This is a genomic window from Rhodopirellula sp. J20-39 (genome assembly GCF_057365095.1).
Genome location: NZ_CP195123.1, coordinates 5,270,227 through 5,296,894 on the forward strand (window position 1 = coordinate 5,270,227; position 26,668 = coordinate 5,296,894).

The window sequence follows — 26,668 nt, forward strand, 5'->3', positions numbered from 1 at the left end:
CTTTCACGACATCGTAATTACCTAGATCAAGACTTCGCATTCGGCCCTCCGTTGGTTCACCGCAAGCCAGCATTGCCTTGACGCTCCAAACGCATCGAAAAGCCTCGTACGTATGAAGATTGCCCTCGTCATCCCGACCATGGACCGCGGCGGTGCGGAGAAACAGGTCGTTCTGCTGGCGATTGGTTTACAACAAGCCGGGCACGATGTTCACGTCGTCCTGTTGACCCGTGATGGGCCGCGTAGTGAAGAACTTCGTCAGGCCGGAATCCCCGTCGAATTGATCGGTAAGAAATTCAAAGCGGATCCAACGGCTCTACTGCGTTTAGTACGTTGGCTCAAACGAACCCGCCCCGATGTGGTACACACGTGGCTTTTTGCAGCGAACAGCTTCGGACGTCTGGCGGCCAAACTTGCTGCCGTTCCCGTCATCCTAGCAAGTGAACGTTGCGTCGATCCCTGGAAATCGACCGCCCATTTCGTGATCGACCGCTGGCTGGCAAAACACACCGCCGCCATCACCACTAACAGCACCGGCGTTCGTGACTTCTACACCGCCCACGGTCTCGATCCAAAACTTTTTGAGATTATCCCCAACGGAGTGCCTTCAGGGCCGGAGGTGACGAACGCTTTAAAGGCAATCACCCGAGAGTCCGCATTCGATATCCTCGAAGTTGATACCAGCCGGAAGCTAATCATCGCAGTCGGTCGATTGTGGCCGCAAAAACGCGTGCGAGATCTCATTTGGGCCGGCGAGTTAATCGCGACAGCACGTCAGGATACCACTTTGGTGATCATCGGTGACGGACCTCAACGAGGCGAATTGCTTCGGCACCGAGACGCAGTGTCCCAACCGGCCCACGTTCGTTTCGCCGGTTCGCGTGAGGACGTCGCCACGCTGCTGCCACTCGCGGATGCGTTCTGGATCGCGAGCGAGTACGAAGGCCAAAGCAATGCGGTCATCGAAGCGATGCTGGCCGGTATCCCTGTCATCGCATCAGACATCCCAGGGAATCGCGATCTGGTAATCAATGGTGAGACCGGTTGGCTGTTCACTCTCGGTAACGAAGAACAATTGGTTCAAAAGACCATCGACGTATTCGGCGATGCCGAAAAAACGAAATCAATTACGAATGCAGCTAAACTTCGAATCGAAAATGAATTCAAAGTAGACGACATGGTCAATCGCCACATCGAACTCTACAAGCGACTAAAGCAACAAACGAAAGCTTGACGTTGCCCCACCATTCTTAGCAAGTCACGCAAGGCTTACCCAACAACGGCCTGCCGTGACGATTGCCTGATGAACGGCTATCTGAAAAACGATCGCCGGACGAGCGGTTGCCTGCGGCCCGATAGCGGCCTCTTCTTTTGCGATCGAAGTTCACCTTTCATTTGGGTACTTGCTTGATCGGAGCCTACCACCGGTACAACCGTTGAGGATTGACATATATCTGGTAGGGGTCGTTCCGTTCGTCCCGACTATTCGGCACGCACCGCTTTGGCTAGGCATCCTGTGACACCGTTGACGAATAAACACCAATGCTCAATTAGATGCCTTGGGTTCATTCATTCGGCTTATCGTGCACTTGCCCCAGTAAACGTTTATGTCTCGCACCGGTCCCAGTCGCACGACGAACACCGAGACTGCGGGTGTCGATAATCCCACAACAGCCGCGAAACAATCACGACCGTTATCGAGCCTTCCCGAATTCAGCGAACTCGTGCTCGCTTGTCGGCATCGCCTTTGGCAAACTCTAGCACTCGGTTGCGTTGCAAGTTTTGCATTGATGGCGGCTGCCTGGTGGATGACCACGGCGACCTACCACAGCGAGAGCTACGTTCGGGTACGACAACGCGAAGACGTCGTGCTTTCCCCGCAAACGTCACGATCCGAAGACCTGGCATACTTTCGCGCCCAGTCCCAACTCGCCTTGTCACCTCAGGTGCTTGCCGCTGCTTTGCTCGACGAGCAGTTGCAAAGCGTTTGTGATGTTCCAGCATCCACCGAAGGCGTGACTTGGCTTCGTAGTTTGATGCGTTCCGAAGCGCAAGTCGGTGCCGAAATTCTCAGCATCAGTGCGAGTCACCCATCCGCGGAAGTTTCGCACGCAGCCAGCCTAGCAGTGACCAATGCGTATCTAAATGAAACGACGTCTCGAGTGACCGCCGACCGCGATCGCCGTCGTGCCGAACTAGAAAACGCGGCACAGATCGCTGAGCAAGACCTCGCCAAACAATGGGCACAACTGAACGAAGTTGCATCCAAATTGGGATCGTCGGACACACAAGCTCTGTCAATGCGCGACCAAATCAAGATGCAAGCTTACCGCGACTTCGCTCAACAGCTTCGCACGGCCCAACTCCGACGCGTGGAACTGCAAGCGATGCTTTCTGAAGAGCAGACTCGTGTTGCAAGGCTAGAACGCCAGCAACCGAAGCGTTCTCTCTCATCGAGCGAGCCACAAACTTTATCTGTGCCGGAAATCGAAAACACACCGCAGATCACAAACTTGCAACGGCGTATCGGAGACCTCGATTTTCGCATCAGCGAAATCCAACGCATCGCTGCTCAGCCCGATACACCTCGGCTTGATCCACTGCGGGAACAACGGCAGCATTATGCGGCGCAACTAGCCGAATTGGTTGACGCCCAAAAGCAAATTGCGAAAGCGAAACGTTCCAAGGATGCTTCACCTAGCTCGGTAGCATCAGAGCAACAAAATTCGTCAACCGTCGACGACAACACGCCGACCAATCAGCTCGCTCAAATCCAAAAGAAGATCGAGCTAAATGAATCGGAGTGCCGGTTCTTCACCGAACGCATGGAAGAGATCGATTCCACTAGCGCTCGCAAACAGGATCACAACGGAGTCGATCTCGAAGTCGCTCGACACAGCGTTGAGCGTCAATCCAGGCTCGCCGACCAACTTTGGAAATCGCTTGAAGAACTGAAGATCGAAAGTCAGTCCCAACCACGCGTGGCATTGTTAAGCCTAGCGGAGTTCCCGCTTCATCCCAATCAATCTCGACGCATCAAGGCGAGTGCGGGCGCGTTTGGAATCGGCTGGATGCTAGTGATCCTTTCGATTGGCTTAATTGAATATCAAAGCTGCTTGATTCGTGATAGCGACGCCATCCTAGCGATTTCATCACGTCCCGTTTTCGGCGTCGACGCTGAAAGGGAGTCCGCTCGTGGGTCCCAGCAGCATACTGGTTCGGCCGCGGCCAAAGAAGCTGCCGCAAGATTGATGTTACTGAACCCAACCGAACGACAAATCCCCACCATCTTGGTGACCGGTGCGACCAGCGAAGAACCGAACGAGCATGCAGCTCTGCGACTTGCACTTGCCATCGCGGGTTACCAACGCCGCACACTATTGATCGACAGCGATGCGACCAGCCAAAGACTCGAAGACCTGCTTGGAACCCAGTCTCAACCCGGACTTAATCAGCTAACCGATTCGACTGAAGAATCGACGAATTGTATGCCGGCGATGACACATGTGATTCCCACCAGTCACACCGGGCTGGACTTTCTTCCCAGCGGGATTGACGGCGAATCTCATGCGTGGATCGACCCGCACACCTTGCAAGCAACACTCCAATCGCTCCGACCTCAATACGACGCAATCGTCATCGCAGGCCCCGCACTTTGCTCATCCGGCGAGAGCCTTTTGGTAGCCGCCCAAGCGGACTTAATCGTCTTGGCAGCCGTCATGGGGCAAACGCGATGGAGTGATCTCGCGACCTGCCACGAAAAAGTCGAATCCACCAACCTTGAAATTGCTGGCACGATTCTGTTTCCCAAGTCATTTGGCGTTCGCGGAATCGATGAAGACATCCCTCAAACGCGTCCAGGCGCGAAGCCGACCATTCGAAACGCCGGATCCGTTGCCGCTGGCGACCGTCAGCGAACGATGGGATCTACCCCGTCGGCTGATGAAGAAGCCGAAATGCAACAAGACATCGCCGCCTTGCAGGATGAACTCCAGCACGCCGTCGCCTCCCAAAAATCGCCCCAACCAGCCCCTACGCCGAAGCCCCAATCGGATTCCATTTCATGAGTCAAGCAACCTCGGGGCCATTGATATTCGACTTACCCGGCAATTACGATCTACCGGCGAGCCAGACCTCACCGGGACGGCGTGCGCATGTTCCGCATGAGCGTGCTCCACATCCCGAGTCTAATCGGGGCCCGATACGTCGACTCAAAAATGGCCAATCTTATCTGCGGATCGAAAAGCCCAACTACTCTGATGCCGCCACCGCGACACCGTCTTCTTACTTTCGTATCAAGCCTGTCATTGAGTTTGCCGCAACTGCGATGCTAATGATCGTCGCGGTTCCGATTATGGCCGTCGTAGCAGCGTTCATCCTGGTCATTCAAGGAAGGCCGGTCTTCTATCGCCAGACGCGGGTCGGCAAAAACGGAGTTCTTTTTCGCATTTGGAAATTTCGCTCCATGCGGACTGACGCAGAACAGAACACGGGAGCGGTTTGGTCCGGGGACAATGACCCACGAGTGACCGCGCTCGGACGGTGGCTTCGCTGTTCGCATGTGGACGAACTACCTCAACTGATCAACATTCTCGCCGGCGACATGAGCTTGATCGGTCCACGGCCCGAACGTCCTGAATTCGTTTGTGAACTGTCAAAAGAATTACCGACCTACATGGAACGACTGCGTGTCCGCCCCGGCATCACAGGACTTGCACAACTGGGCTTGGGGTATGACCACTGCATCAGCGATGTCAAACACAAGGTCGAACTCGACATCCAGTACATCAACCACGCCAGCCTACCAAGCGACAGTCGACTTTTCCTTCAAACCTTTCCTTACGTCATTAGAATGTTAATGACGAAATGGGCAGACGACCAAAAGAAGTCGAAGATCCTCGCACACCCAACTTTAACTTCAAGCAAGACGTTGTCATCCACTCCCGGTGCAGAAGCTGTCGAGACTGTCACAAGGAAACCATCTCGGTCGCTCGCTGGCTAAAAACACATCGGCAAATGGGCCGAAAACGCAATAAACAAAGCCTTCACTGGCACAATACATCAACAGGCAATCACTGCCTTCGACGCGGCGGCTTACCAGGTCAACGCATCGAAGTCAGGATCTGCAAAACCACGTTGTGCTTGCAACGCGAAATGTGCCATCTCGCGAGCGGTCACGTAGTGAAGTGCAAACCCGCGTCGCACGCTTGCATTCATCAAACCGCGATGCATTCCTCGCATTTCGTCCCCAAGTAGCACATTCGCATTGGCCTCTTGAGCGCCATGCGTGTGCAATTTGATGAACCCCCATTCCGAACGACCGTGGACGCTGACTCGGGCCCGCAACCAATTATCGACTCGGCTGGCCGACGGGGGCTGTGACCCAGCAAGATTGCCGTTCTCAACCTTAGGCTTCTTACGCCATCGAGGACGAGAGATCACAAGCGGACCTTGAATCATCAATAGTCCGTCATCCGGACGATCGACATCCACCGCAAGTCGTATTCCGACATCATGTGACTTCGGTACATCAGGATCATCAACCGCGTCATAGATTGAATTGATAGTTCGCGTCTGGGCCGGATGCGGAGCCGCTGGCATGGTGAAATCAGCATAGCAGCCCGTTTCGCGAAGCACCGTCAACTCATCATCAACGCCGCACCAGCGTCCATCGGGGTGGGAATTATCCAAGGCCCAGTTTCCATGAATGAAACCATAGCGAAGCTTGCCCTGCGAATCACGTGTTAGCAAACCATGTTCACGATGCAGAGTGTCCGCTGCATCGATAAGGAACGATCGCAAGCCTTCACTCGTGTCGTTGTCGTGATGCAAGTGCACCTCGACATCGCCCAGCCCTTGCCGGGCCAGTTCGGCCAGCGGTTCCACTAATTCCGGCTGGTAGCATTCCATCGGATAGAAGAATGTATGCTGCGGTTGTCGGCCACGCGAATCCTCCACACCCGCTACAGAACGGGCATATTCTGCAGACCACCGAGCCACTCGTTCACGCTTTAAAGTTTCAGAAGCGTCATTCCATTCAGGCTCGAAATGGTCCGCAATGCATACGAACACATGCCGCAGTCGGGGCACTGGGCGAATTCCCGCCCAACACGCTTGAGCAAACGTCGCTCCGGTCATCCCCTTGATGATAGGCACGGATCAACTTGCCTTCCGTGGCAGTTCGCCCAAGCTTGCGAATGACTCTGATCCCGGCCCGTTCAACACGGCCGGAGATTTTCGATTGACCGTAGGTTCGCTCATCGAAAATTCTACGCTTCCAACCGGACGGGAAGTCGGCGTCCAAACCACCTCGCCAGGCTTCCACAACAAGTGCACAATCCCCGCCACTAACGCAGCATTCATGACGACAAACGATGTCGCCGCCCGTGACACGCGTGCAACCAATCCGTACCCCGTCAGGAACAATCCCAGCAAAGCCATTCCGTAAGCGGCTAACTGCAGGACAGCAGTTGCCTGACTGGCGTACGTATTCAGGATCAGAGCATTGCTCACGGCCGCGATGATCAAGAAGAAGGGACTCGCCCACCGCAACAACTTGTGCGAAATGAAAGCCCACAGTTGCTTACCATGTTTGAGCTGAAACAGTTCCTTCATTGCGAAGATGCACTGCACCGCCCCCATACCGATCCGCCGACGACGACGGAATTCGGCCTCTAGACTACCGCCGGCTGTGACAAATGCCCGAGCCGTTTCGTCGAGCTTCACTCCAACACCGTGCCGCAACCGCACTAACGTTGGAAAGACCATGTCATCATTGATTACCGGTGTCGTGGGCGGCACGAACAGTTCCGATCGCATCGCGTAGATAGCTCCACTGGCCCCTAGCATGATTCCAAGCTGAGCCTCACAGCGACGGACCATCATCTCGCATTTCCAATACAACGACTCCGTCGGCCTACCGGTTGGATCGGTGATTGTCACATGTCCGCTAACGACCCCAATCTCAGGATCTCGAAAGTGTTTCGCCAGTCGCGACACGGCATCGCGTGCAAAGCGAGTCGTGACATCCGTGAAGATCAAAACCTCGTCCACAGAACGATCGTCCAACTGCTCAACTGCACGAACTAGCGTCGCCGCCTTCCCTGAACGCTCCTTAAAACTCAAACACGCCACTCGCCGGTCATTGATGGAAAGCACCCTTTGCACCGTTGCGTCCGTGCTGCCGTCCGACGCCACAATAACTCGCAAGCGGTTTGCTGGATAATTGCTGGCGAAGATATTCTCGATCCGGTGACGCACGTGATCTTCCGCATTGTGAGCGGCTATCAGTACGGTCACGGGCGGCAAATTCGCCCGGTCCACAAACAAAGTCTCCGGCTCACACCGAACTCGGTGGACGCGTGCCAAGCACCAAACCAGCACTGGATAGCCCACGTAGGTATACGCCAACGCCGCAAGTGATCCCCATAGGAAGAAAGGATACAAAGACTGCATCAAAATTCCCCCTTTGCTGACAAGCAACGCGACAACACACCAGACAGACGTCCGGTGAGTGCTTGTCGTGAAAAGGATGCTATCGCTCCATCACTACGATTTGACTGACTAGCCCCGGATCGGTCCACTGCGTTTGCAATCCACTGTGTAACACCGTCACAATCTTGGTTTCGCAAGCTTTTCACGCCTCCAAGTTCCCATAGAAGGTCCGCCGTCTCACCTTCGGGGCAGATCGCGAGTACGGGACGATTTAAGGCCAGGTATTCAAACAGTTTGGCTGGCACGACCCGCTCAGCTCCTTCATCATCGGACAGAAGCAACAGCAATGCGTCAGCGTCTGCGGCAAGCTGCAACGCGTCTTCGTGTGGCAAGTAATCGTGACAAACCAGTGATACCGACGTTCCTTCTAGTCGCTTCAAAACCGCATCTTGTTCTGGAGTCCGGCGGCCAGCCAATATCAATTCCAAACGGCCAACTGAATCCGGAGTAATTTCTTGTAACCGAACGATGCCTTCGACCAAAGGACGGATATCAGTCAGTCGCCAAAGTGTGCCGGTGTATACCAGCTTAAAACGTCGTGCTGCATCTTCAGAGCGTCCAGCACGAGAGGGGAAATCACATGGGTCAAACCCATTGTGAATGCAGGAAACGACAGCAGCTGATCCCGCGATGCGGCACTGCTCTTTCAGTTCAGCCGCACTGGCATGCGTTGTGGCGATCACCGCATCCGCCGTTGCCAAAACCTTCAGCATCATCTCACGCTGCCGGGTTGCTGCGTTACCGGACTGTTGATGATTGTCAAGATAACGGCACGCGAGCATCCATTCATCTCGGAAATCCAAGACAAGCGGCAGACCGAACTTCCGTTTTAGTTCACATCCCAACAGGAATGACGAAAACGGTGGTCCGGTCACGAAGATGGCATCGTGATTCTGCTTGCGCAAGACCGTGCTAGCGACTCGTTGGGCTGAACGATTCCACAAGACTTGAGGGTCCGGCTGCAACCGCGACATTACTTGTGTCCGCGTCCAAACCTTCAGCGATTGCCTCCAACTTGACACCCCATGCTGTCGGTCCGTTGGATGAGTATCACCCGATGGTTTGACCGTTGCCAACTGTCGCTTCCATCGATACCCCGGTTCCCATGTACGAGCCCGGACGATCTGGATCTCAGGGTCGACATCACTAAGCAAACTATCGTCACGGACCGGTACCGAAGGATTCGCCACGGTCAAAACGGTCGGCTTCCAACCGAACTGCAGCAGATACTTCGTGAACTTGACCGCCCGCTGTACGCCCCCGCCACCCGTCGGTGGATAGGCGTAGCTGATGAATAGAACCCGTCGCGTCATGACGCCCTCCGGTGAGGGACTTGTCCTGTCGTAGATGGAAATGCAGCACGCACATTTGCATCTTTCATCGTGACGCGAGATTGAATCGCTCGCTCAAACACTTCTTCAAGTTGTGTCGCCATCCCAGCCGTATCGGTAGGCTTGAAATTTCTTGACAGATCGGTCACACCAACCTCGACCGTCTCGATCACTGCGTCGACCAATTCGGGGACATCATTGTTAGGGACTAACTTGTCGACTCCTGCAGTAGCGATCTCACGAACTCCACCTACATCGGTCGACACAAATCGAGTCCCGCACGCAATGGATTCCAAAAGAACATTGGGAGTCCCTTCGCTATGGCTGGTCAAAACGGTGGCATCGGCTGCTTGATAACGGACCGCCAACTCAGCCTGCGTTAGGCTTCCTTCAAGACGCACGCTCCCGCTAAGCCCGGACTGTTCACAGAACGCCAACAAACTTGCCCGCATTGATCCATCGCCGATAACGAGCAAGCGAAAACGAGTCCCCCAGCGTCGCTTCCACTCGGTCGCCGCACGCAACAACATCAATGGATTTTTCACCGCTTCGAGCCGTCCCACCCAAACCAACAATACATCCGATTCCGACACACCACATTTCTGACGCGCATCAGCTTTTTTGCCCGGCCGGAAACAGTCTCTATCAACACCACGGATGACCAGATGCGTTTTGCTTCGCGCCGCCCCCAAACTTTCCGCTTGTCGCCCCAAATCACGACTAAGTACCACCAAGCGATCCGCATCCTCAATGACCTGAGCGATTTCTTTTTTGCGTCTCGGATTCTGAGTCAGAATTCTCAAATCGGTTCCACCGGACATCACGACTGCAGGCACCCCGAACTGTCTCGCCGCTTGCACAGCAGCAGCTCCATCGGGATGCAACCAATACCCCAAAACCACGTCGGGCTGGAAGTCGCTGGCCAGTCGTTTCAGACTTTGGCGTATGGAAAGCCAATAGAAGTGATGATAGTAAGGCCGAAGGATCTTGGGCGGGTAAAACGAAACCGGATAGAACGTTTCGCGATCGCATGAATCGGTTCCCGCGTGTCCACTGAACAAGTCCCGCATGACCTGGCGGCAGGTCAGTTGTGTCCAAGGAATGGGAGCGATCACAGCCACACGGTGGTGCTGTCGCAGTGCGTCAACCATCACGCGGTTGAACGCCCCCTGCTGCGGTCGGTTCTGTGTCGGATAGGTCGACGTGACTACCAAGATTTGCATTGTAGCTCCGCAATTACGGGACAATGATCGCCACCTAACCGAGGCCCCACTTCAGCCGAAATCACTTCCCATTGTGAATCCGCCAACACATGGTCAATTCGAATGCCATGAAACCGAGTGAATTTCGTGTGATTCAGGCCACGCCCGGCTAAGGACAATGCGTTCTGACGCGACGACCAATGTGTTCGATAGAAATCACTGTCAACTGGAACGTTGAAGTCCCCGGCAACCAAAGTCGAGATCCCAGACTCGCTTGCGTGTTGTTCGCTAGCCTGGATTGCTTGTTGTGCGATGGCGTTGTATCGCTCACGCAGTTGCAGAAACTTCTCCTCCGCCGTCCCGTCAAAATCCCGTGCAAGCTCGAACGCAGGTCGAAACGTTGGAAGGTGAAGGCCCACCATCTGAATCAACTTACCGTGTGTAGCGTCCTCACCGACCGGTCGCCAATCCATGTCACAAGCAACGCCCGCAACTGCATTGAACTTTGACTTGGGTTGTCGGGTTAACACTCGCACCTCACTCAAATCATGTGGGCTTCCGATCGCAAGATTGGCGGCTTGGCGATGGTTCCAATCAAGCTCAGCAAACAGTGGATCCGAAATCGCAGTCCGACACTCCTGCAAAACCATCACGTCGACCTGATGAAATTTCACCAGGGCTGACAACTGGGCGATGTTGGTATCGCCGCCACCAAGATTGCAGGTCAAAATTCGAATCGTAGGCAATGCTTCATCGCGATTCGCCGCATTCAGCCCAAGCGTTGTCCCCATGATCGGAAACAGAATCACGCAGACATGCACGAGATATATCGAGCTAAATCGGCACGATTTCCATACTGTCATTGGCACCAACGCCACCAACGGAAGAGCCGCCACCCAGCGAGGTGAAAAGAGAAACAATGTCACTAACCAACTGCCGCTCACATCAAAGCGGATCAATACCCAAACAACAAGCAGAACGGCCAAGTAAACGATGGCAAGTGTGCGCAATGCGATCTTCATCAAGCAACCTCCACCCGGTTCGAGTTTGCCAATGACGCTGCGTCCACCTGACTGACGACCACCCGATGTTTGCCCTGAGCGGTTAACGGAATCGTTTCCACTTCATCAACTCGTAGTCGAGTGGCGTGTCCTACACCCGCGCGTACCAACGAGGCCAATCGCTCAGCTTGGTCGCGAGACCAACTGCGATCGACGACCACTTTCAAAACGACTTCATCCATTGTCGGCTGAACGACTTGAAACTGCCGAATTGCAGAGAAATCCTTAATCAAGTGCGGGAAATACTCGCCTGGCAGACGGCGGCCATCCACGGTCTGCAGGATATCCAATTGCCGACCAACCACCTTCCGCAACACGGGCAGCCCTCGTCCGCAAGGACAACTCACCAAGCCTGCCACCGCTCGATCGCCACACAAATATCGGATAAACGGCGTCGATCGGTTCCACAAGTCCGTCACCGCGATATCGCCTTCTTCGCCGTAGGGTGTTGGCTGTCCCTGTTCATCGACAACTTCGACGATCAAGTTCTCACTCGTTAGATGCAGTCCCGAATGCTCAGCACACTCAGCCCCGATCAACGTAAACTCACGCGATCCATAAGTTTCAAACACCGGGGATTCAAAAGCCGATTCGATACGTTCCCTCTGATGCAGGTGCAATTTTTCCGCACCGGTAATAATCGCCCGCGGCGAATAGACATGAATTCCCCGATCTAGAATGGCACGCGAAAGCGTGTCAATTGGGTTGGTGTAGGCGACGATCACATCTGGCCGGGTTCGATTGATGGAACTCACATAGCGTTCCACATTCGATTCATTCATCTCGAAACTGTTCAGCATCACCCGGCGATACAGCCAACGCGAATACAGGTATTCTTTGGCCGACCGAATGGGATTTTCATCCGTGATCGCCGCACCCCAAAGATGAACCTGTTTCGTCCCAGGCCCGCCACCCGCCATCGCATAACCACGCAGTGCTGCCGCCACCCGCCGGTCATTAGCCTCAGTGTCGATCGTGAATCGAAGCGGCGTCCCACTGGAACCACCCGTGGATTTCGAAACGCTGGCCTGACCCGCGATATTCGTGCGAATTGACTCGGACTGATCCCTCATTATCTCCCGAGTGGTCAACGGAAGTTTCGACAGATCGCTCGCACTGGTGATATCACGTGTCTGCACGCCCGCTTTTGACCAAACATCGCGATAGTGATTTGAGTGTCGCCAACAAAACTCAACCAACGACCGCAGACGTCGATTCTGCAACGCCTCAATCTTCTCCGCAGGCCACCACTGGGATTGGTCAAGTTCATCCGCATACGCAAACGTCTTGCGGCCCTTAATGAACGTTTCAAATCCAGGCAACACAACGTTTCGATAGAATTTTTCACTTCGACTCGGACGCTTCAGCAAAGCCATCTTCATTCGATTGACTCCAGTTCATAGAGCCGCTCGTACTCGCTAACCATCCGCTGGACAGTAAAGCACTGTTCCACTCGCGTACGCCCCTGGCGGCCCATCTCCGCCGCCGCTTCTGGATGCTGGTGCAGGTCTAGAATTGCGTCAGCCATCGCTTCAACATCCCCCGACGGCACAAGCAATCCAGTCAAACCGTTCGCGACAACCTCCGATGTTCCGCCTACATCCGTCGCGATGACCGGTAGGCCTCTGGCCATCGCTTCCAATAAAGTCAGCGAGATTCCTTCGGACAACGATGGCAATACGAACATTGACGCCTCAGCAAGCAACTCAGCCACATCGTTCCTTTGGCCGAGAAACTGGATTGAATGCTGCAAATCAAGCGACTCGGCTAAACCGGCTAACATTGCCCGCTCCGGTCCATCACCGATTATCCGCAGCTTCAAATTTTGACGTAAACCAACCACCACCTTCATTGCCCGAACCAATGTTTGAACGTCTTTTTCTGCACTCAAACGGGCAACAATCGTGACTGGACCATGTGCGCAGGGCCCTACGTTCTCGAAACGGGACAAGTCGATACCGTTTCGAATGGTGAATGCAGATCGCGACGGAACTCCTTCACGAATTGTTAATCGCGTACCATCTTCGCAAACGCTAACTACCTGATCGCAGCCTTTGGCCAACCAACGAAACAGCGTGGTCTGTCGAGTCGAAGCCCCTAGACGTTGACCGTGGCGTGTGTGAATCACCGTTTTCACGCCAGCCAGTTTTGCAGCCGGAACGCCGTAAAACATCGCTGCAGTATTGTGGGTGTGAACGACATCAGCTCGCAGTTCACGCAGACGTCTCGCCAATTGAAAGACCAACCCCGGTCGCAGGCCGTCTCGCTTGTCGAAGTCGACCACCGAGAAACCTTGGCTTTCGATTTCGCCCGCAATCTGGCCGCGTTCTTGTAGCGAAACAAACGTCAGAGCGAATCGATCTTGATCGGTAAATCGGGCGAACTCCACCAGCAACTTCTCCATGCCACCCACATGCGTCCCCAACGACACGTGCACCACTCGGCGCACACGCGTTGGTATGGTCAAGCCACGTTGTCCGAAATCGTCAGGTGCAGTTTGGGTTAACACGATCTAGTGCTAGCTAGCATTCCTCATCGGGTACGAAATCGACTTCACGATACGTGCGGGGTTACCTGCCACGACACAATCATCTGGCACATCACGTGTCACCACCGATCGAGCACCGACGATGGATCGATTACCGATGCGAACGCCCTTTAAAATCACAGCTCCGTGCCCAACCCAAACATCATCTCCAATGGTGACTGCTCGGACCGCATCGACGGGTGTGGGCAAACCGGACCGACGTTCGTCCGCATCGATTGGATGACCATCGAAATCGGTAATCCGAACGCTACCTGCGATCAGGCAGTCATTGCCAATTGACACAGCACTGGCCACGGTAATGGCACTGTTGTGGCCCAAGAAAGTACGATCACCGATATGGAGAGTTGCACCACCGTGTCTTGAACTGAACGCAAACGACGGCTTTCCCGACAAACGAACACCACTGCCGATGCGAATGCATCCACGTCCAACGATGTAAGGCAGTTGCTCCATCTGAAAGCGAGCGCCCACGACTTCGCATTGACTGCGAAAGAGCGGTTCCGCCCACAACACCCGATGAGCCCATTGCCACGCTTCGCGTCCGAGCACATGCAATCGATAGAGCACTGCAAAGATTGGTTTGGTGCAAAGATTTACTGGCAAATGAAACTGCAATGCTCTCCGCATGATCGCTTTGGCCAAATTCATCATACCGAAACCTTTCGTGGCTTAACGACTTCGTTCCAGTGACACACGTTCTTGAATAACTCACCGATAATGCGAAAAAACCGGCGGGATCGTCCCAGAGTTTGCATCGTTGGCATTCTCGAAAGGGGCGCCGGCCAGATCCAAAATGATTGCATCAACAGGAGTAACGACTTCATGGGGCGAGGCTCCATGGCCGCCCAACGGTAGAACGTGTAAGACCGCCACACCATCCGGTTCAGTGTCCCCATTTGGTTTCCATGCCGATCGATAACAGCCAACATGGCTCGGCAATCCTTCCGAATGTCGCTCCTAGAGATGCTTCCCGCTTCTAAAACGCAGGTCGCAGTGGGCTCAGACATCAACCAAGCGGACGTCCGTCTGGCCAGACGAACCCACAGGTCACGATCTTCCGCTGGTTCCAATCCAGAAACAAAACGCTGCTCGGCCAGAATCGATCGCCGGACAAGAACCGTGCCCGTCCACATCCGCGTTCCCAATAGGAACGGATCAACATCGGTTCCCGTCAAGACTCGATCACACCAAGAATCCGGTGCAACTAGCTGAGTGCAATACGCTCCCGTTGTTGGCGATTCTGTCCGGAAACGGCCTGCAACCAGACCGACCATCGGATGCCGGTTCACCACGTCGACTTGCTTGGCGAGCTTATCCACATCCCAGTAATCGTCGGCATCCAAAAAGGCGATCCAATCACCCTGTGAACGTTCAATGCCCAAATTCCGAGCAGCGGCGGTTCTCGAGTTCTCTTGCCGAAGCAAACGCACCCGATCGCCGTACTGACTGACGACAGCGGCGGTCTCGTCGTCGCTGCCATCATCAACAACGATGATTTCATGCGGAGCGTGGGACTGCGCAAGAACACTATCGATCGCTCGCTCGATCGTTGTGGCTGCGTTGTATGCAGGAATCACGACAGTGACAGTCAACGGTAGATCACTCATGCGGCCACCGCCCGAGTTCCAGAGATCTTCGCGTACTGTTCGACCATTTGATCAATCACGATTTCTTGATCGAACTGCTCACAACAATACTTTCGGCCCGCGACGCCCAATCCCTTCCGCACCGATTCATCATCGAGTAATCGAATCAGCGCAGCAGCCAAACCGCCTTCAACATTCATATCAAGCGTCACTCCACCGGGGCCAACCACCCACTTCATGACCGGATGATGGTGAGCGATGCAGGGCACTCCGCATGCAGTAGCCTCAGCCAAAACGGTGCCAAACATTTCGAACAAACTTCCGTGAACGAATACGTCTCCGGCAGCGTGAAATGCTGGCATTGCGTCGCGAGACAATTCCGAAACGAAGCGAACGCGATCACCTAGCTTCGCGTTCGCAACGCCGATCAACTCGTCCGATTCCTGACTGCGGCCGCCTGCGAATACGAACCAAACCGGCAAGTCAGGACGAAGCTGACGCACCAATGCGAACTCTTCAATCAAACAATCGATCCGCTTGTGCGCACGCTTGATCGCCGAACACACTGTCACGACCAATCCATCTTTAGGAATGGACCAGTTTTGACGCATCTCGCAATTCTTCATCGGCCTAAAGCGAGCCGTATCAACGAAATTGGGAATCGTACACCAGTCCTGGCGAACACCAATCGTGGATTCGGCGACCGATTGATGCCAAGGTGCAAGATGATGGACGTAATCAAGCGACGCGAGTGACTCGATCGGCTCTTCAGTCCCGTGCCCAAACAGCACCTTGGTTTGGCAAAGTCCCATCCGTGAAGCTCGTTGCACAATCGCAGCCACGTGTGGATCCTTCACATGCAAGACGTCCACTCTTTCGCGTCGCAATAAACTGACCAAGTTCAATGCGAAGGTTGTTTGTTCGATGCTGTAGGGGTTGCCAAGTCCGACTCGCCATCCAAGCGACTGAGGTAGCCAGCGTAGTAAACGTTGCGTCGACTCCGATCCTCGCGTCCAACAAGAAACAACACGTTCGAATGATGCGGTTGCTTCTCCGTCACCCTTACACAACAGCACATCGTGACCTCGATCGGCCAATCCGTGACCAAGATCGTGAGCCCAACCTTCGACTCCGCGCATGACGTGGCCCAACCCTGTTGAGGCAACGCAAATTCGCAAATCCATTGCGGTTTTCTTCATGCTCGATCCCTGATGTCGTTCGTACACTAGCTTGGTTGTGCAAGCGGGCCCAAAGAAGGGCGGGTTAAGTGCGTCAGCTCCATCTGATTTTGGTTTTGACCGTAATGGCCGAGGCAACGAGTTCACTTTCCATCTGAAAACAGGCTGGACTCGTAGCCTCGTTCACTACCTTAGGAAGTCCTGATTAAAAATCGGTAGGCTGCCCCTGCAACGCGTGTCTTGAGTCTTGCCCGGTCTTCCGCAGCACAACACAGCGTCCTTCGATTCCACGTTCTAAATCTGGAACCACAAAACTCGGTCGAACGATCCGTTGCAATCGAGTTGATCCCCGCACCAAACGCCGCATTAACTTGGTCGCAAGCCGAGGCTTACCTGGACTCGGTTCAATCACCAGGCCAGTTCGAAAAACTTCATAATCGCGATTCGTCAAGGCAAAGCGAATCACTTGCAATACCGCCGGCCAATCCGAATCATCAAACGCAATCAGGCCGCCTACATCAAGAACCCGGTCGATCAGCATGAAGTCGGTCATCACGTAGTCCAATAAGTGACTTCCGTCGACGAACGCGAACTGCACCCGCTCGCCCGCCTCCTCAAGATCCGGTACCGCCCAGTGCGAAGGACGTTCATCCAAACTAACCACGCCATCCAAACCAGCCTGACGAAGCGAAGCTAACGCGACACAGTGCCAGTCTGTCGTTTGATATGGGTCGATAGCCAGGTGGTGGCCGCTTCCATTTTGATAAAGTGCCGACGCAATGTGCAGAGCAGAGATGCCATTGGCCAAACCGATTTCAAGCGTCCGCTTCGGTTTTAAATAGCGAACTAAGCTATACAACAAGTCTCCCTGCTGCTTCGGGATGAACGTTTCCATCGGATGAGTTCGGCCATCGAGATCCTGAAGTTCTCTGGTCTCAAATACCTTGGCAATAAAAGAGCACTGGCATTTTTGAAAGCGAAATCCCGCATCATCCGGGACAACCCAGTTACGGTTTTCGTTCAATACAACGGGACGCGAAAGTGCGGGGCCCGACATCGATGTTGATTCAATCATGCCGCCGACTCCATTAATTGCACTTTACAGGGCACCGCGATTGGACAATCCCGACCATGCGTATGACCCGCCGGGAGTTCCCCAAGGGCGATCGCTGCAACCGATTGCCACAAGCCCAGGTAGCGTGTGCTCGAACAATACCGAAACCCAACATCAATCGTCATGTAGTCCGAAACGAAACCGTTATTGCGAAACTGAAACTCAAAAACCCAGCGATTGGCGGCACTGTCGAAGTGTTTGACGAACCGATCGCTTTGCGCAAAGATCATTCGCCCTGCACTGGAATTGAAATACAGATCCACCGCGGGATTCGCGATCACCAGTTGTGTTTCCACTTCCACGCGAACTCGCACCATCGAGCCATACTTCCACAATCGTTGGTTCTCATCGCCATCGATAGCGGTTTGGACTGACACGGTTGTCGACTCGTCGCCAACGGAAGATTCAGTGCGAAACAAGTCATCCATGTACGCCTGAACGACACCGTCCAACGCGCCACGTGATACGACGCGGCCTTGCGACAACAACAAACCCGATGTGCAGAGCTGGCCGATGGCGGACATATTGTGACTGACAAACATCACCGTGCGACCGCCTCCAGCGACTTCCTGCATTTTGCCAATGCAACGTTTTTGAAACTCCGCATCTCCGACGGCCAATACTTCATCAATGATCAAAATGTCAGGATCCAAGTGAGCGGCGACTGAGAACGCCAACCGCACTTGCATGCCACTGCTGTACCGTTTGATCGGTGTATCCAAGAAACGCTCCACACCAGCGAAGTCAACGATTTGATCGAACTTTCGATCGATCTCGCGTTTGGTCATCCCTAGGATCGTCCCATTCATGTACACGTTCTCGCGCCCGGTCAGTTCTGGATGAAAGCCCGTCCCCACTTCCAACAGGCTCGATACACGCCCGCGAATGGTCGCTTCACCTGACGTAGGTTGCGTGATCCGAGATAGGATCTTCAGCAGCGTACTCTTCCCGGCCCCATTGCGGCCAATCACGCCGACCACTTCTCCCGCAGGAACCTCAAACGACACGTCCTGGAGTGCCCAGTACGAGTCTTGATCATTCGTCTTCGATGCGTGATGGGAGCGGCTAAGCGAACGCAGGTACTGGAAGTTTCGCAATGGTGCTTTGGCAATCGACTGAATCGCTCCCACCAAGGTATCCGGCGTACTTTGGCGTTTCGCCAAGCGATATGCCTTGCTGATTCCCTGTACAGAAATGGCGTGATCGGAAATGCGGTCTGAAACGATATGCATCTTCAAGATCCTTAAGCGAGGTCAGCGAAGACACGCTGTTTAGCGTTGAAGTACGACACGCCGGTTGCGAACAACAGTGTCGCACTGACCGAACCGATCAATAGCAAGTCCCAAGGCATCTCTCGCGTTCCCAACCAACCACTACGCAGTCCCTCAATCACGCCAACCATCGGGTTAATGGCATAGAATTGTTGGAAAGCATCGGGGATCAACGATGCGGGATAAACAACGGGTGCGGCATACATCAGGATCTGGACCACAAACCCCATCGCATGTTTGACATCGCGATACTGAATGGCAAACGTGGACAGCCACAGCGTGACCCCCGACGCGGTCAAAAACATCACTACCAAGATCCAAGGAAGAACAAACGCACCCACATTGGGAACCACTCCATACCAAATCATCAAACCAGCCATCACAATCGAAGCGACTCCGAAATCGATCAAACGTGCAGCGTTGGCCGCCAGCGGCATGAACATCCTGGGGAAGTAGACCTTCGACATCATCGACGCGCCACCGATCAGCCCATTCACTCCATCAGTCACGGCGTTTGAAAAGAACATCCATGGCACCAACCCGGCAAAGCTAAACAAGGCGTATGGAGCACCGTCGGATCCAACCTTCGCCAAACGACCGAAAATGACGGTGAAGACCAACATCGTGAACAACGGCTGCAAAATCGCCCAGCCGACGCCGATCGCGCTCTGGGCGTACCGCACCTTGATTTCCCGCCGTACGAGATAACGAAACAGATCGCGGTAGACATAAAGTTCTGCGAAATCAATCGCACGCCAACCCGACTCAGATCGAATACGAGTGATTGGCAGTTCAATATCACAACGTTCGGAACCCAGTGCAGTCACGTTACCCATTTCCAAAGCCGGAAGATCAAGATCAGATGTTTTCATAATGTTCGCTCGCTAAAACTGATTGAAGACGCGAACGACAACATGACAAAACAACAACACCCCAGCCCCACTCAACGCACTCATCGCGAAAAAGTTATTATTCAAACGCAGCGTCGGCTGCGATAACGGACACACCAATTGTGCGGCCGTACCCAATCCCAAAATTAAAAACGTCGGCGCCACGAATTGACGTGAGATCGACAAGATCCCCATCCCATACGCGGACACCGCCGCAAACAGAAACATACGCAGGTGTGCCAACCGGTGCAGTTCTGCTCTTGTATGATCGCCGTCCGGATCCAGTGTCCAAAACCGGTCTCGCAAAGACCACAGCCCAAGCAATGTCGCCATAAAGCTGGCAACGAACGCAATGCCGCCGACTAACCCCAGTTCGACAAAACAGTGCAGAAAAGAGTTGTGGGCAACGACGCCGATCTCCTCAACAAGCATCCCCTGGCCGGTACCAAAGATCGGGTATTGCCGCCATAAGACAAGGCAATCGGACCAGATTTGAATTCGGCTTTGACCGGTCCCCTCGGTGATGGCCTGAACGTTGGTCATTCGAGCACTGAACAGCATTGCCAAACCGGGCAACACCAACAAGGAAGCCATCGCATACTTCCACCCCAGTCGATACACCACGGCCGCAGGCACGACACTCGCCAAGGATAGCAGTGCACCCCGCGAGTGCGTCAAGGCGAGCGTCGCCATCAAGATGGCAATCGGTGTCAACCAAACGTATCGCCGCAGTCCCGCTCCCGGGCGCATGAACGAGGACGCACACAGGATCAACCCGGTTACCAGAATCATCCCAAAGTCGTTCGGGTCGTTGAAGATTCCCGTTCCACGAATCCGATCAACGTGAACCGTCGCATCTTCGGCGATTCGCATTCGGTCTTCGATCGATTCCAACGCACCAATCGAGTACCACTCATACCGGTCCAACAGTGCCAACAACGCGACGAACGTGATCGCGATGCTTAGCCCCTTGACGAACAAAAACAAACGTGCCGGAGTGTTAACCAACCCCACGATCAACAGAAACAACGCAATCACCTTACTAATTTCATAGGTGGAATTACGTGCCGCCCAAAAGAATCCGTGTGCTAGATGCGACAGTGTCACCGATACCAGCAACAACAACACGCAAGCGGTGACGGGTTGATTGGCAATGGTTTGAAACGAAAGCTGACGCAGCATCGAGCGATACGCGACGACGAGGCAACCGATAATCAAAAACTGATAAATGGGCCAGGCCGTTAACGCTGGCAACAAGTCCGCTGGACGAACAAACAACGTTGCCACCACCGCCATCAACAACACCAACCCCCAACCGTGCCGATCGTCCGAAGACGACAACACCGGTTTGGCGTGATGGTTGGAAGGGAAAGCAACGGCAGACATGATTGAATGAGCGAAAGGTAATGTTGGAAGATGTGATTTGGTTTAGATTTACAACGATTGATGAAAAGCAACCGAGCGAGTCGTCACGGGATTTAGCTAGGGTTGGTAATAATCGAGATTGGCTTCGCCCGAGCCGACTAGCGCTCGCGGGTCAGTGATGTTTTTGAATGATTCTTGCGGTATATCCGCCTGTATTCGCATTTCGGATGCACGTCTTGCTGATCGGGATAAGCCGGTGGGTACGGTTACTTGATTGAGGTTCAATTGATCGACTAGCCCAGCACGAGGTTCTTCGTTGACTGCTTGCCAAGCGGCGACAGTTCGCAACTCCTGGTTTCGGGCTGCTGCCGCCATAGGCGATTGTAAGATCGATTCGACGGCCACTTCTCGTAGCAACTCAGTGCGATCCACTTCGCCTCTTATCGCGGAATTTGATTCCGCTTCGCTTTTGAACGAAGTCGCATTTTCCGGAATAGCGTCCATGGGCATCGATTCGCCTATTTCCAACGGAGGTGCCGGATCAGCAAAGTTCTGGGTCACCGGGGACTCGAACGTTGCGTTTCCCATTTGGTACCAATGCGTTTCGTGATACCCGCCGTCAGTCGTCGGTGCGAAACATCGACACTCGCTAATGTCGTGTGCCAAGCAAGTGGGACAAACTCGCGGGTTTACCAATGATTCGCAGAGTTGCTGATGCTGGATGACGCAGCCGCCACTCAGTCCGATCAAGCTCAATACGCAGCCCATCAACAGCAACCGAGTCAAACGACCCACGTCGCCAATGTTAATAACAAAGCTCAAAAAGCGAGCGTATTGAACGTTGGCGTTCTTGACCTGGTCATCGTTGATATCGAGGTTCGATTCGGCACTTGTGCTGAGAAGCTGATTCACGGCTAGTTCCTCAGCGAGGGTGCGACGTAACCAGCGCCAGATGTCTTGCCTAACACATCCCCGGAAAGCCGAGACGCCGTGCTCGTTCCCAGTAGTGTGAATCCGAAGATGCGTTCGATCGGAGCGACCATCTTGGCAATTGCACCGTCCAAAGCAACCAATCGGTTGTGAGCGATGTACAGCCGATCGCCCGGCATCAGTTGGTAGTTGGTTTGGACCTCCGCACGTTGCGAAATGCCTTCCCAATCGATCGGCAATATCTGGCTCGTCTTCGAATCACGGTCCGGCCGAGCGATCCACAATCGGCTGGACGAAACATAGCTCAGCCCATTGATTTGGCTTAAGGCATCCATCACCGTTTCGTTGCCGGTGTAAGGAAGTCGAACCAGACTGTCACCCTGACCGCCGCCTTGGGTAATGATGTAATAGGCTTTGCTATTGAAGGCGTATACGTTGACCGAAACCTTCGGTCGGGCAAAGAACGGCGACAGGTGATCGGCGATCGAATGCCGTACCTCGTCAAGCGTCATTCCTGCGACCGGCAAAGAGCCGTATTGGCCGAGTGTGATCGTGCCGTCTGGGCCGACCAAATGTTCGCCAGAGATCGGCTGCATTCCCGATGCACTTAACAGCGAGAGCGAAACGCGAGGGCTGCGTAATTGCTTGACAAGATGAGCCGTGATCAGCGTCCGAGCATGTAGAACGGTTTGGCCGCCTACTTCGACCTGTCCGTATCCAAAGCCAAGATCAATCACGCCGCCCGGTTGGACTGCGTACTGACCTGAGATCGGCTCGTCAGGAAAAGTCCCAACGACCGACAACGAAACCACGTCGCCTACGTTCAATCCGTAAGTGCTATGCGGAACCTGAAGCATCACATCGATTGTCAGGATATCCGGTGGTTCAACTCGATAGATCGGCACGGTCGCCTTATCGAGTTCTCGCGGCACCCACGCTTCCGGACCATCACAATGTTGTCCGACGTAATTGGCCAACACTTGGTCGCAGGACGCCGCGCCAACCTGACCCGGTATTCCATTCATCGGAACCGGAGCCAACACCGCGCAGCCGCTAATCCCGAACCAGCATATCGCTAGCCCGAGAAGGCAGACTTGTCGGTAGAGTTGGACTGAGCGGTTCACGTCATGCTTTAGGGAGAGTTGCTATAGCGATCATTCGCTAAGCGGTCGCGAAGTGAAATTAACGTCTCGGTGGGCTATTTGATGCGGGATAGAAATGTGAGTACTGCTGAAAGTAGCCGCCGCTTCCAGTGGGAGTTCGCGAGCGTGAAACGTGACTGCGTTGCTGTGAAACAGCGTCAAGCTGTTGCACCTGCGATTGCAGACGATGAATTTGAGCTGACTGCTGTGCTTGCTGTTGGTTGACTTGACGCCTTGGCAACACGAACGAGTGATAGGGACTCACCACACCACTGTCGCTGCGAAGCAGATCGAGGTAGGGCGAAAGCGGAGGCGGCAACGGGGCGAACTCCGGCTTGGATGCTCCACCCGTCTGCAAACCACCATTAAAAAAGCCTTGGGCCGATGTGATGGTACTGCCCAGGGATACGCTGCACGCCATCACCGCCAAAACGAACACGACACGCCCGGCAGATTTGCCGATGGCTTCAATAGTCGTCGTTGCTGGCAGTTTCACGAACATGCGTATCTTCCACGTGGCGGTTTGGCGTAGACTCCACAGCCTGTATCGTCCGCGTAACCCGCACATCTTTCGCCTCACTTGAAAAAACTGCTAAATTTTCTCAAAAGAGGCTGAAGTTCGGTTCCACTGCCCGGGCAGCGATTCACGGTCGCTGTTGTAGTGATCCGGTGTTCTCGCCTGTCGTCAATGCACTCACACCGGCCACAATGGACGGCAACTTCATTCCTCCATTCCATTCATCAAAAGGCGATCTGACATGACCTGCCTTGTCGTTGGTGCCAGCGGAGCCACCGGACGTTTATTAATCGATCAATTGCTTTGCCGCGAGATTTCCGTCCGCGCGATCGTCCGATCAATCGATCGCGTGCCTCCCCAACTGATCGCGTGCGAAAACCTTGAACTGATCCAGGCGAGCATTTCCCAAACGAACGATTCGGACTTGATCGGCTACGTCGAAGGCTGCGACGCGATCGCTTCCTGTTTAGGTCACAACTTGACATTCCAGGGCTTGTTCGGACCGCCACGTCGGCTAGTGACCGACTCGATCACGAGACTGTGCAACGCAGTTATTGCCAACTCGGGTCGCACGGCATCTGGACTGGACCAGCGGCCAACCAAGGTCGTGTTGATGAACACAGCCGGAAACTCAAATCGCGATCTCAACGAACCGGTTTCCTTTGCCCATCGTTGTGTCATCGGTCTATTGCAACTTGGATTACCGCCTCATGCTGATAACGAAGCGGCAGCAGATTACTTGCGAACGGAGATTGGGCAGACACATCCATCGATTCAATGGGCGGTCGTTCGTCCCGATAGCCTGATCGATTCGTCCGAGGTTAGTGCCTACGACCTGCACGCTTCGCCGACTCGAGGAGCGATTTTCGATCCCGGTAAGTCCAGTCGCATCAATGTGGCTCACTTCATGGCCGAACTGATTGCGGACGAAGAGCTTTGGAATCGCTGGAAAGGTCAGATGCCCGTTCTTTACAATCGTGTTTAGCGTACACCGCGAATCCCTGGTGTTCTCATGACGCACTGATCTTACAGACACTGCATTAACCGTAGATGCCCTGGCGATGTGACCGCAGCGGTACTTGTGATGGACACCATGCCCCGAGTTTCGCTGGTATAACATGGGCTAGCTCCTCATTGACGCAATATGTCATCAAGAGGAATTAGCGGGATAAACTCGGCGTGGCGGCGAGGGAGGTCACAACCGCAGTCTTTTCCCGCTTCAGAAGAATCGCAGAAATCATGGCTGATACAGACAAACCCAATTCGTTCTATATCGAGGTCAGTGGAGCAGGGCTGCCTGAAGTGGACGGACTGTTCGTGCCATCCACTGCCCCGCCCACCGAATCGGAATCCGGCACTCTTTCCAGCCCTGGCTACTGGAATGGCAAGCGAGCGTGGGATCGCGCCGACGGAAAGTCAGCACGAAGCCCAGCAATCTCCTATTCCAATACCTACCAGTCGTGGCGAATTTGTCGTCTCGATGGGCACCTCGCCTATGACTTCACATGCGAAGAAGATTTGCCACCAACAGACCGTGAGTGGCACGTCTATAAGAAAGGAGTCGCACCGGCCCCGCAGGTAACCTTGCACCACTACGACCCGCGACAACCATGCCCCGAACCCAACATCGTCTTTGTCTTAGGCGGTCCCGGTGCAGGTAAGGGTACCATGTGCGAATTGGCCGCCTCTCAACTGGGTTGGACGCATCTATCCATCGGCGATCTGTTGCGTGCCGAGACTCAAACCGGTGGCCCTGATTCGGGAAAACTCGAAGCCATCATGCGAGCCGGCGAGCTTGTTCCCGACGACATCGTCGTCAGACTTTTGAAGCAAGCGATCGAGCGACTGACACGAACCACCGGCAAAAGAAACTTTTTGTTGGACGGTTTCCCGCGGTCGCTATCGAACCTCGAAGCCTGGCACCAGAATTCCGACAGCCAGTCCGAATTGCCCAAAATGCTGTATTTCGAATGTCCCTATCCCATACTGGAGCAACGCATTTTGGCTCGGGCGAAATACACCGGGCGAAATGATGACAACGTCGTAAGTTTGAAACTGCGGTTCGACACCTTCAAAGCCGACACCCTGCCCACCGTCGAAATGTTCCGACGCAATGGCAGATGCATCGAGATCGACACCAGCCAGGATCGACAAACAGTTTACAACGTGGTCGCCGAAGCTCTTGCCGACTTCACGGACACCACGTTTGCTGACCAGCCCCTATCAGAGCGAGCTGAAATGCTGCTGGGGCTCAGGCCATTCCCCAAAGACGACACCGCATCCTGATTCGACGACGGCCAAGCGAACCATCCGAGCGAACGAAAACAACAGTCGCTCGTCCGTCTCAGGGCGACCTGGTGTGTCCGCTAGCTTTCAGGAACACCAGCCGCGTAAACGCTGACTAATTCGGGCCGCTTAGGCCGCGGAAATTTGGCTCGCAGGCCGGCCACAAGAAACCGCTGCGGCTCCCGCTCGGTCCAATCCTGCCACTGAGCACGATCCCGAGCTGCTCCAACAGAGCTAAAAAAGCGGATGGGGTGGGATTCGAACCCACGGTAGAGTTACCCCTACGCTAGTTTTCAAGACTAGATCCTTCGACCACTCGGACACCCATCCGGTCAATGTTTCTCTATAAGAAAAACTGCGTTTTGCAATGGACTGCTCCATCGGAAACTCGCGACGTTCTCTTCTTTACCCTTTCAAGCCCACAAATGGCCAGAGCAAAGCAGATGTTGCCAGCCGATTGAACGACCAGCAGCATCTCGCATCGCCAATTAGAGCCTCTGTGACAACAGACCCCCTGCCGATGCGGTCGCTAAGTCTACGCAAACGCACACGACGCGCGAAGTCCTGTTGTCGAACCCATTTTGAGGGTCAGCTCTCATCGTCTGAGCACGCGGTGATCGCCGCCTCGACAAGCTAGCCAAACCGGTCGATACAACTGAGACGATTCCCCCGGGTTTTGGGTTCGGCCGATCCAAATCACGGCTCTACCAAGTCAGCCCAGCCAAGTCAGCCCAGCAACTAGGCAGCCTCGCA

At 54.3% G+C, this 26,668-nt stretch carries 22 protein-coding genes and 1 tRNA gene; 5 read left to right on the top strand and 18 right to left on the bottom strand.

Annotation, left to right across the window (positions count from 1 at the left end; genetic code table 11):
* Positions 1-112: 112 nt before the first annotated feature.
* From ACR3ZL_RS19035 to ACR3ZL_RS19045, 3 genes are all read left to right on the top strand, one after another.
* Positions 113-1,234 (top strand): glycosyltransferase family 4 protein, encoded by a 1,122-nt coding sequence (locus tag ACR3ZL_RS19035; protein WP_473651518.1) that lies wholly within the window; start codon positions 113-115, stop codon positions 1,232-1,234.
* Between the two features lie 373 nt (positions 1,235-1,607).
* Positions 1,608-4,067 carry a GumC domain-containing protein gene (locus tag ACR3ZL_RS19040; protein ID WP_486172881.1) on the top strand — a complete coding sequence of 820 codons (2,460 nt, stop codon included), beginning with the start codon at positions 1,608-1,610 and terminating at the stop codon, positions 4,065-4,067.
* Positions 4,064-5,002 (top strand): sugar transferase, encoded by a 939-nt coding sequence (locus ACR3ZL_RS19045; RefSeq protein ID WP_473651516.1) that lies wholly within the window; start codon positions 4,064-4,066, stop codon positions 5,000-5,002. Before ACR3ZL_RS19040 ends, ACR3ZL_RS19045 begins: the two co-directional genes overlap by 4 nt.
* 92 nt (positions 5,003-5,094) lie before the next feature.
* Here the strand turns inward: ACR3ZL_RS19045 and ACR3ZL_RS19050 are convergent, their stop codons facing one another.
* The 17 genes from ACR3ZL_RS19050 to ACR3ZL_RS19130 all read right to left on the bottom strand — a co-directional run bounded on the left by ACR3ZL_RS19050 (position 5,095) and on the right by ACR3ZL_RS19130 (position 23,614).
* Complete coding sequence (locus ACR3ZL_RS19050; RefSeq protein WP_473651515.1) at positions 5,095-6,156, bottom strand: hypothetical protein; 1,062 nt, start codon at positions 6,154-6,156, stop codon at positions 5,095-5,097.
* 3 nt (positions 6,157-6,159) lie between these two features.
* Positions 6,160-7,455 carry a glycosyltransferase family 2 protein gene (locus ACR3ZL_RS19055; protein WP_473651514.1) on the bottom strand — a complete coding sequence of 432 codons (1,296 nt, stop codon included), beginning with the start codon at positions 7,453-7,455 and terminating at the stop codon, positions 6,160-6,162.
* Positions 7,455-8,807, bottom strand: a complete 1,353-nt coding sequence (locus ACR3ZL_RS19060; protein WP_473651513.1) for a glycosyltransferase — start codon at positions 8,805-8,807, stop codon at positions 7,455-7,457. The genes ACR3ZL_RS19055 and ACR3ZL_RS19060 overlap by 1 nt, the downstream gene beginning before the upstream one ends.
* Positions 8,804-10,048 carry a glycosyltransferase gene (locus tag ACR3ZL_RS19065; protein ID WP_473651512.1) on the bottom strand — a complete coding sequence of 415 codons (1,245 nt, stop codon included), beginning with the start codon at positions 10,046-10,048 and terminating at the stop codon, positions 8,804-8,806. The genes ACR3ZL_RS19060 and ACR3ZL_RS19065 overlap by 4 nt, the downstream gene beginning before the upstream one ends.
* On the bottom strand, positions 10,033-11,049 hold the full coding sequence (locus tag ACR3ZL_RS19070) for an endonuclease/exonuclease/phosphatase family protein (RefSeq protein ID WP_473651511.1): 1,017 nt from the start codon (positions 11,047-11,049) through the stop codon (positions 10,033-10,035). The genes ACR3ZL_RS19065 and ACR3ZL_RS19070 overlap by 16 nt, the downstream gene beginning before the upstream one ends.
* Positions 11,049-12,470, bottom strand: coding sequence for a phenylacetate--CoA ligase family protein (locus tag ACR3ZL_RS19075; protein ID WP_486172882.1), 1,422 nt, complete (start codon positions 12,468-12,470; stop codon positions 11,049-11,051). The genes ACR3ZL_RS19070 and ACR3ZL_RS19075 overlap by 1 nt, the downstream gene beginning before the upstream one ends.
* Positions 12,467-13,597, bottom strand: a complete 1,131-nt coding sequence (gene pelF, locus ACR3ZL_RS19080; protein ID WP_486172883.1) for a GT4 family glycosyltransferase PelF — start codon at positions 13,595-13,597, stop codon at positions 12,467-12,469. The genes ACR3ZL_RS19075 and pelF overlap by 4 nt, the downstream gene beginning before the upstream one ends.
* A gap of 9 nt (positions 13,598-13,606) precedes the next feature.
* Positions 13,607-14,287, bottom strand: a complete 681-nt coding sequence (locus tag ACR3ZL_RS19085) for an acyltransferase (RefSeq protein WP_473651508.1) — start codon at positions 14,285-14,287, stop codon at positions 13,607-13,609.
* Entirely contained in the window at positions 14,284-15,243 is a 960-nt protein-coding gene (locus tag ACR3ZL_RS19090; protein WP_473651507.1) for a glycosyltransferase family 2 protein, read from the bottom strand. The genes ACR3ZL_RS19085 and ACR3ZL_RS19090 overlap by 4 nt, the downstream gene beginning before the upstream one ends.
* Positions 15,240-16,421, bottom strand: a complete 1,182-nt coding sequence (locus ACR3ZL_RS19095; protein WP_473651506.1) for a glycosyltransferase family 4 protein — start codon at positions 16,419-16,421, stop codon at positions 15,240-15,242. Before ACR3ZL_RS19095 ends, ACR3ZL_RS19090 begins: the two co-directional genes overlap by 4 nt.
* A gap of 184 nt (positions 16,422-16,605) precedes the next feature.
* Positions 16,606-17,475, bottom strand: coding sequence for a class I SAM-dependent methyltransferase (locus ACR3ZL_RS19100; protein WP_473651505.1), 870 nt, complete (start codon positions 17,473-17,475; stop codon positions 16,606-16,608).
* Positions 17,472-18,746, bottom strand: coding sequence for an ABC transporter ATP-binding protein (locus tag ACR3ZL_RS19105; RefSeq protein ID WP_473651504.1), 1,275 nt, complete (start codon positions 18,744-18,746; stop codon positions 17,472-17,474). Before ACR3ZL_RS19105 ends, ACR3ZL_RS19100 begins: the two co-directional genes overlap by 4 nt.
* Positions 18,747-18,757: 11 nt before the next feature.
* The gene (locus tag ACR3ZL_RS19110) at positions 18,758-19,657 is read right to left on the bottom strand and encodes an ABC transporter permease (protein ID WP_473651503.1); all 900 of its coding nucleotides are present in this window, start codon (positions 19,655-19,657) and stop codon (positions 18,758-18,760) included.
* Positions 19,658-19,669: 12 nt separating this feature from the next.
* Positions 19,670-21,061 (bottom strand): O-antigen ligase family protein, encoded by a 1,392-nt coding sequence (locus ACR3ZL_RS19115; RefSeq protein ID WP_473651502.1) that lies wholly within the window; start codon positions 21,059-21,061, stop codon positions 19,670-19,672.
* A 96-nt stretch (positions 21,062-21,157) separates the two neighbouring features.
* Positions 21,158-21,952, bottom strand: a complete 795-nt coding sequence (locus tag ACR3ZL_RS19120; RefSeq protein WP_473651501.1) for a hypothetical protein — start codon at positions 21,950-21,952, stop codon at positions 21,158-21,160.
* A 2-nt stretch (positions 21,953-21,954) separates the two neighbouring features.
* Complete coding sequence (locus tag ACR3ZL_RS19125; protein ID WP_486172884.1) at positions 21,955-23,094, bottom strand: polysaccharide biosynthesis/export family protein; 1,140 nt, start codon at positions 23,092-23,094, stop codon at positions 21,955-21,957.
* A gap of 58 nt (positions 23,095-23,152) precedes the next feature.
* Positions 23,153-23,614 carry a hypothetical protein gene (locus tag ACR3ZL_RS19130; RefSeq protein WP_473651499.1) on the bottom strand — a complete coding sequence of 154 codons (462 nt, stop codon included), beginning with the start codon at positions 23,612-23,614 and terminating at the stop codon, positions 23,153-23,155.
* Between the two features lie 256 nt (positions 23,615-23,870).
* On the opposite strand from ACR3ZL_RS19130, the gene ACR3ZL_RS19135 reads away from it, so the two are divergent.
* Positions 23,871-24,614: an NAD(P)-dependent oxidoreductase gene (locus ACR3ZL_RS19135; protein WP_473651498.1), complete on the top strand. Its 744-nt coding sequence runs from the start codon at positions 23,871-23,873 to the stop codon at positions 24,612-24,614.
* A gap of 254 nt (positions 24,615-24,868) precedes the next feature.
* Positions 24,869-25,915, top strand: coding sequence for a nucleoside monophosphate kinase (locus ACR3ZL_RS19140; RefSeq protein WP_473651497.1), 1,047 nt, complete (start codon positions 24,869-24,871; stop codon positions 25,913-25,915).
* Between the two features lie 243 nt (positions 25,916-26,158).
* On the opposite strand, the gene ACR3ZL_RS19145 is transcribed toward ACR3ZL_RS19140, so the two are convergent.
* Positions 26,159-26,245 (bottom strand) — tRNA-Ser (locus ACR3ZL_RS19145).
* Between the last annotated feature and the right edge of the window lie 423 nt (positions 26,246-26,668).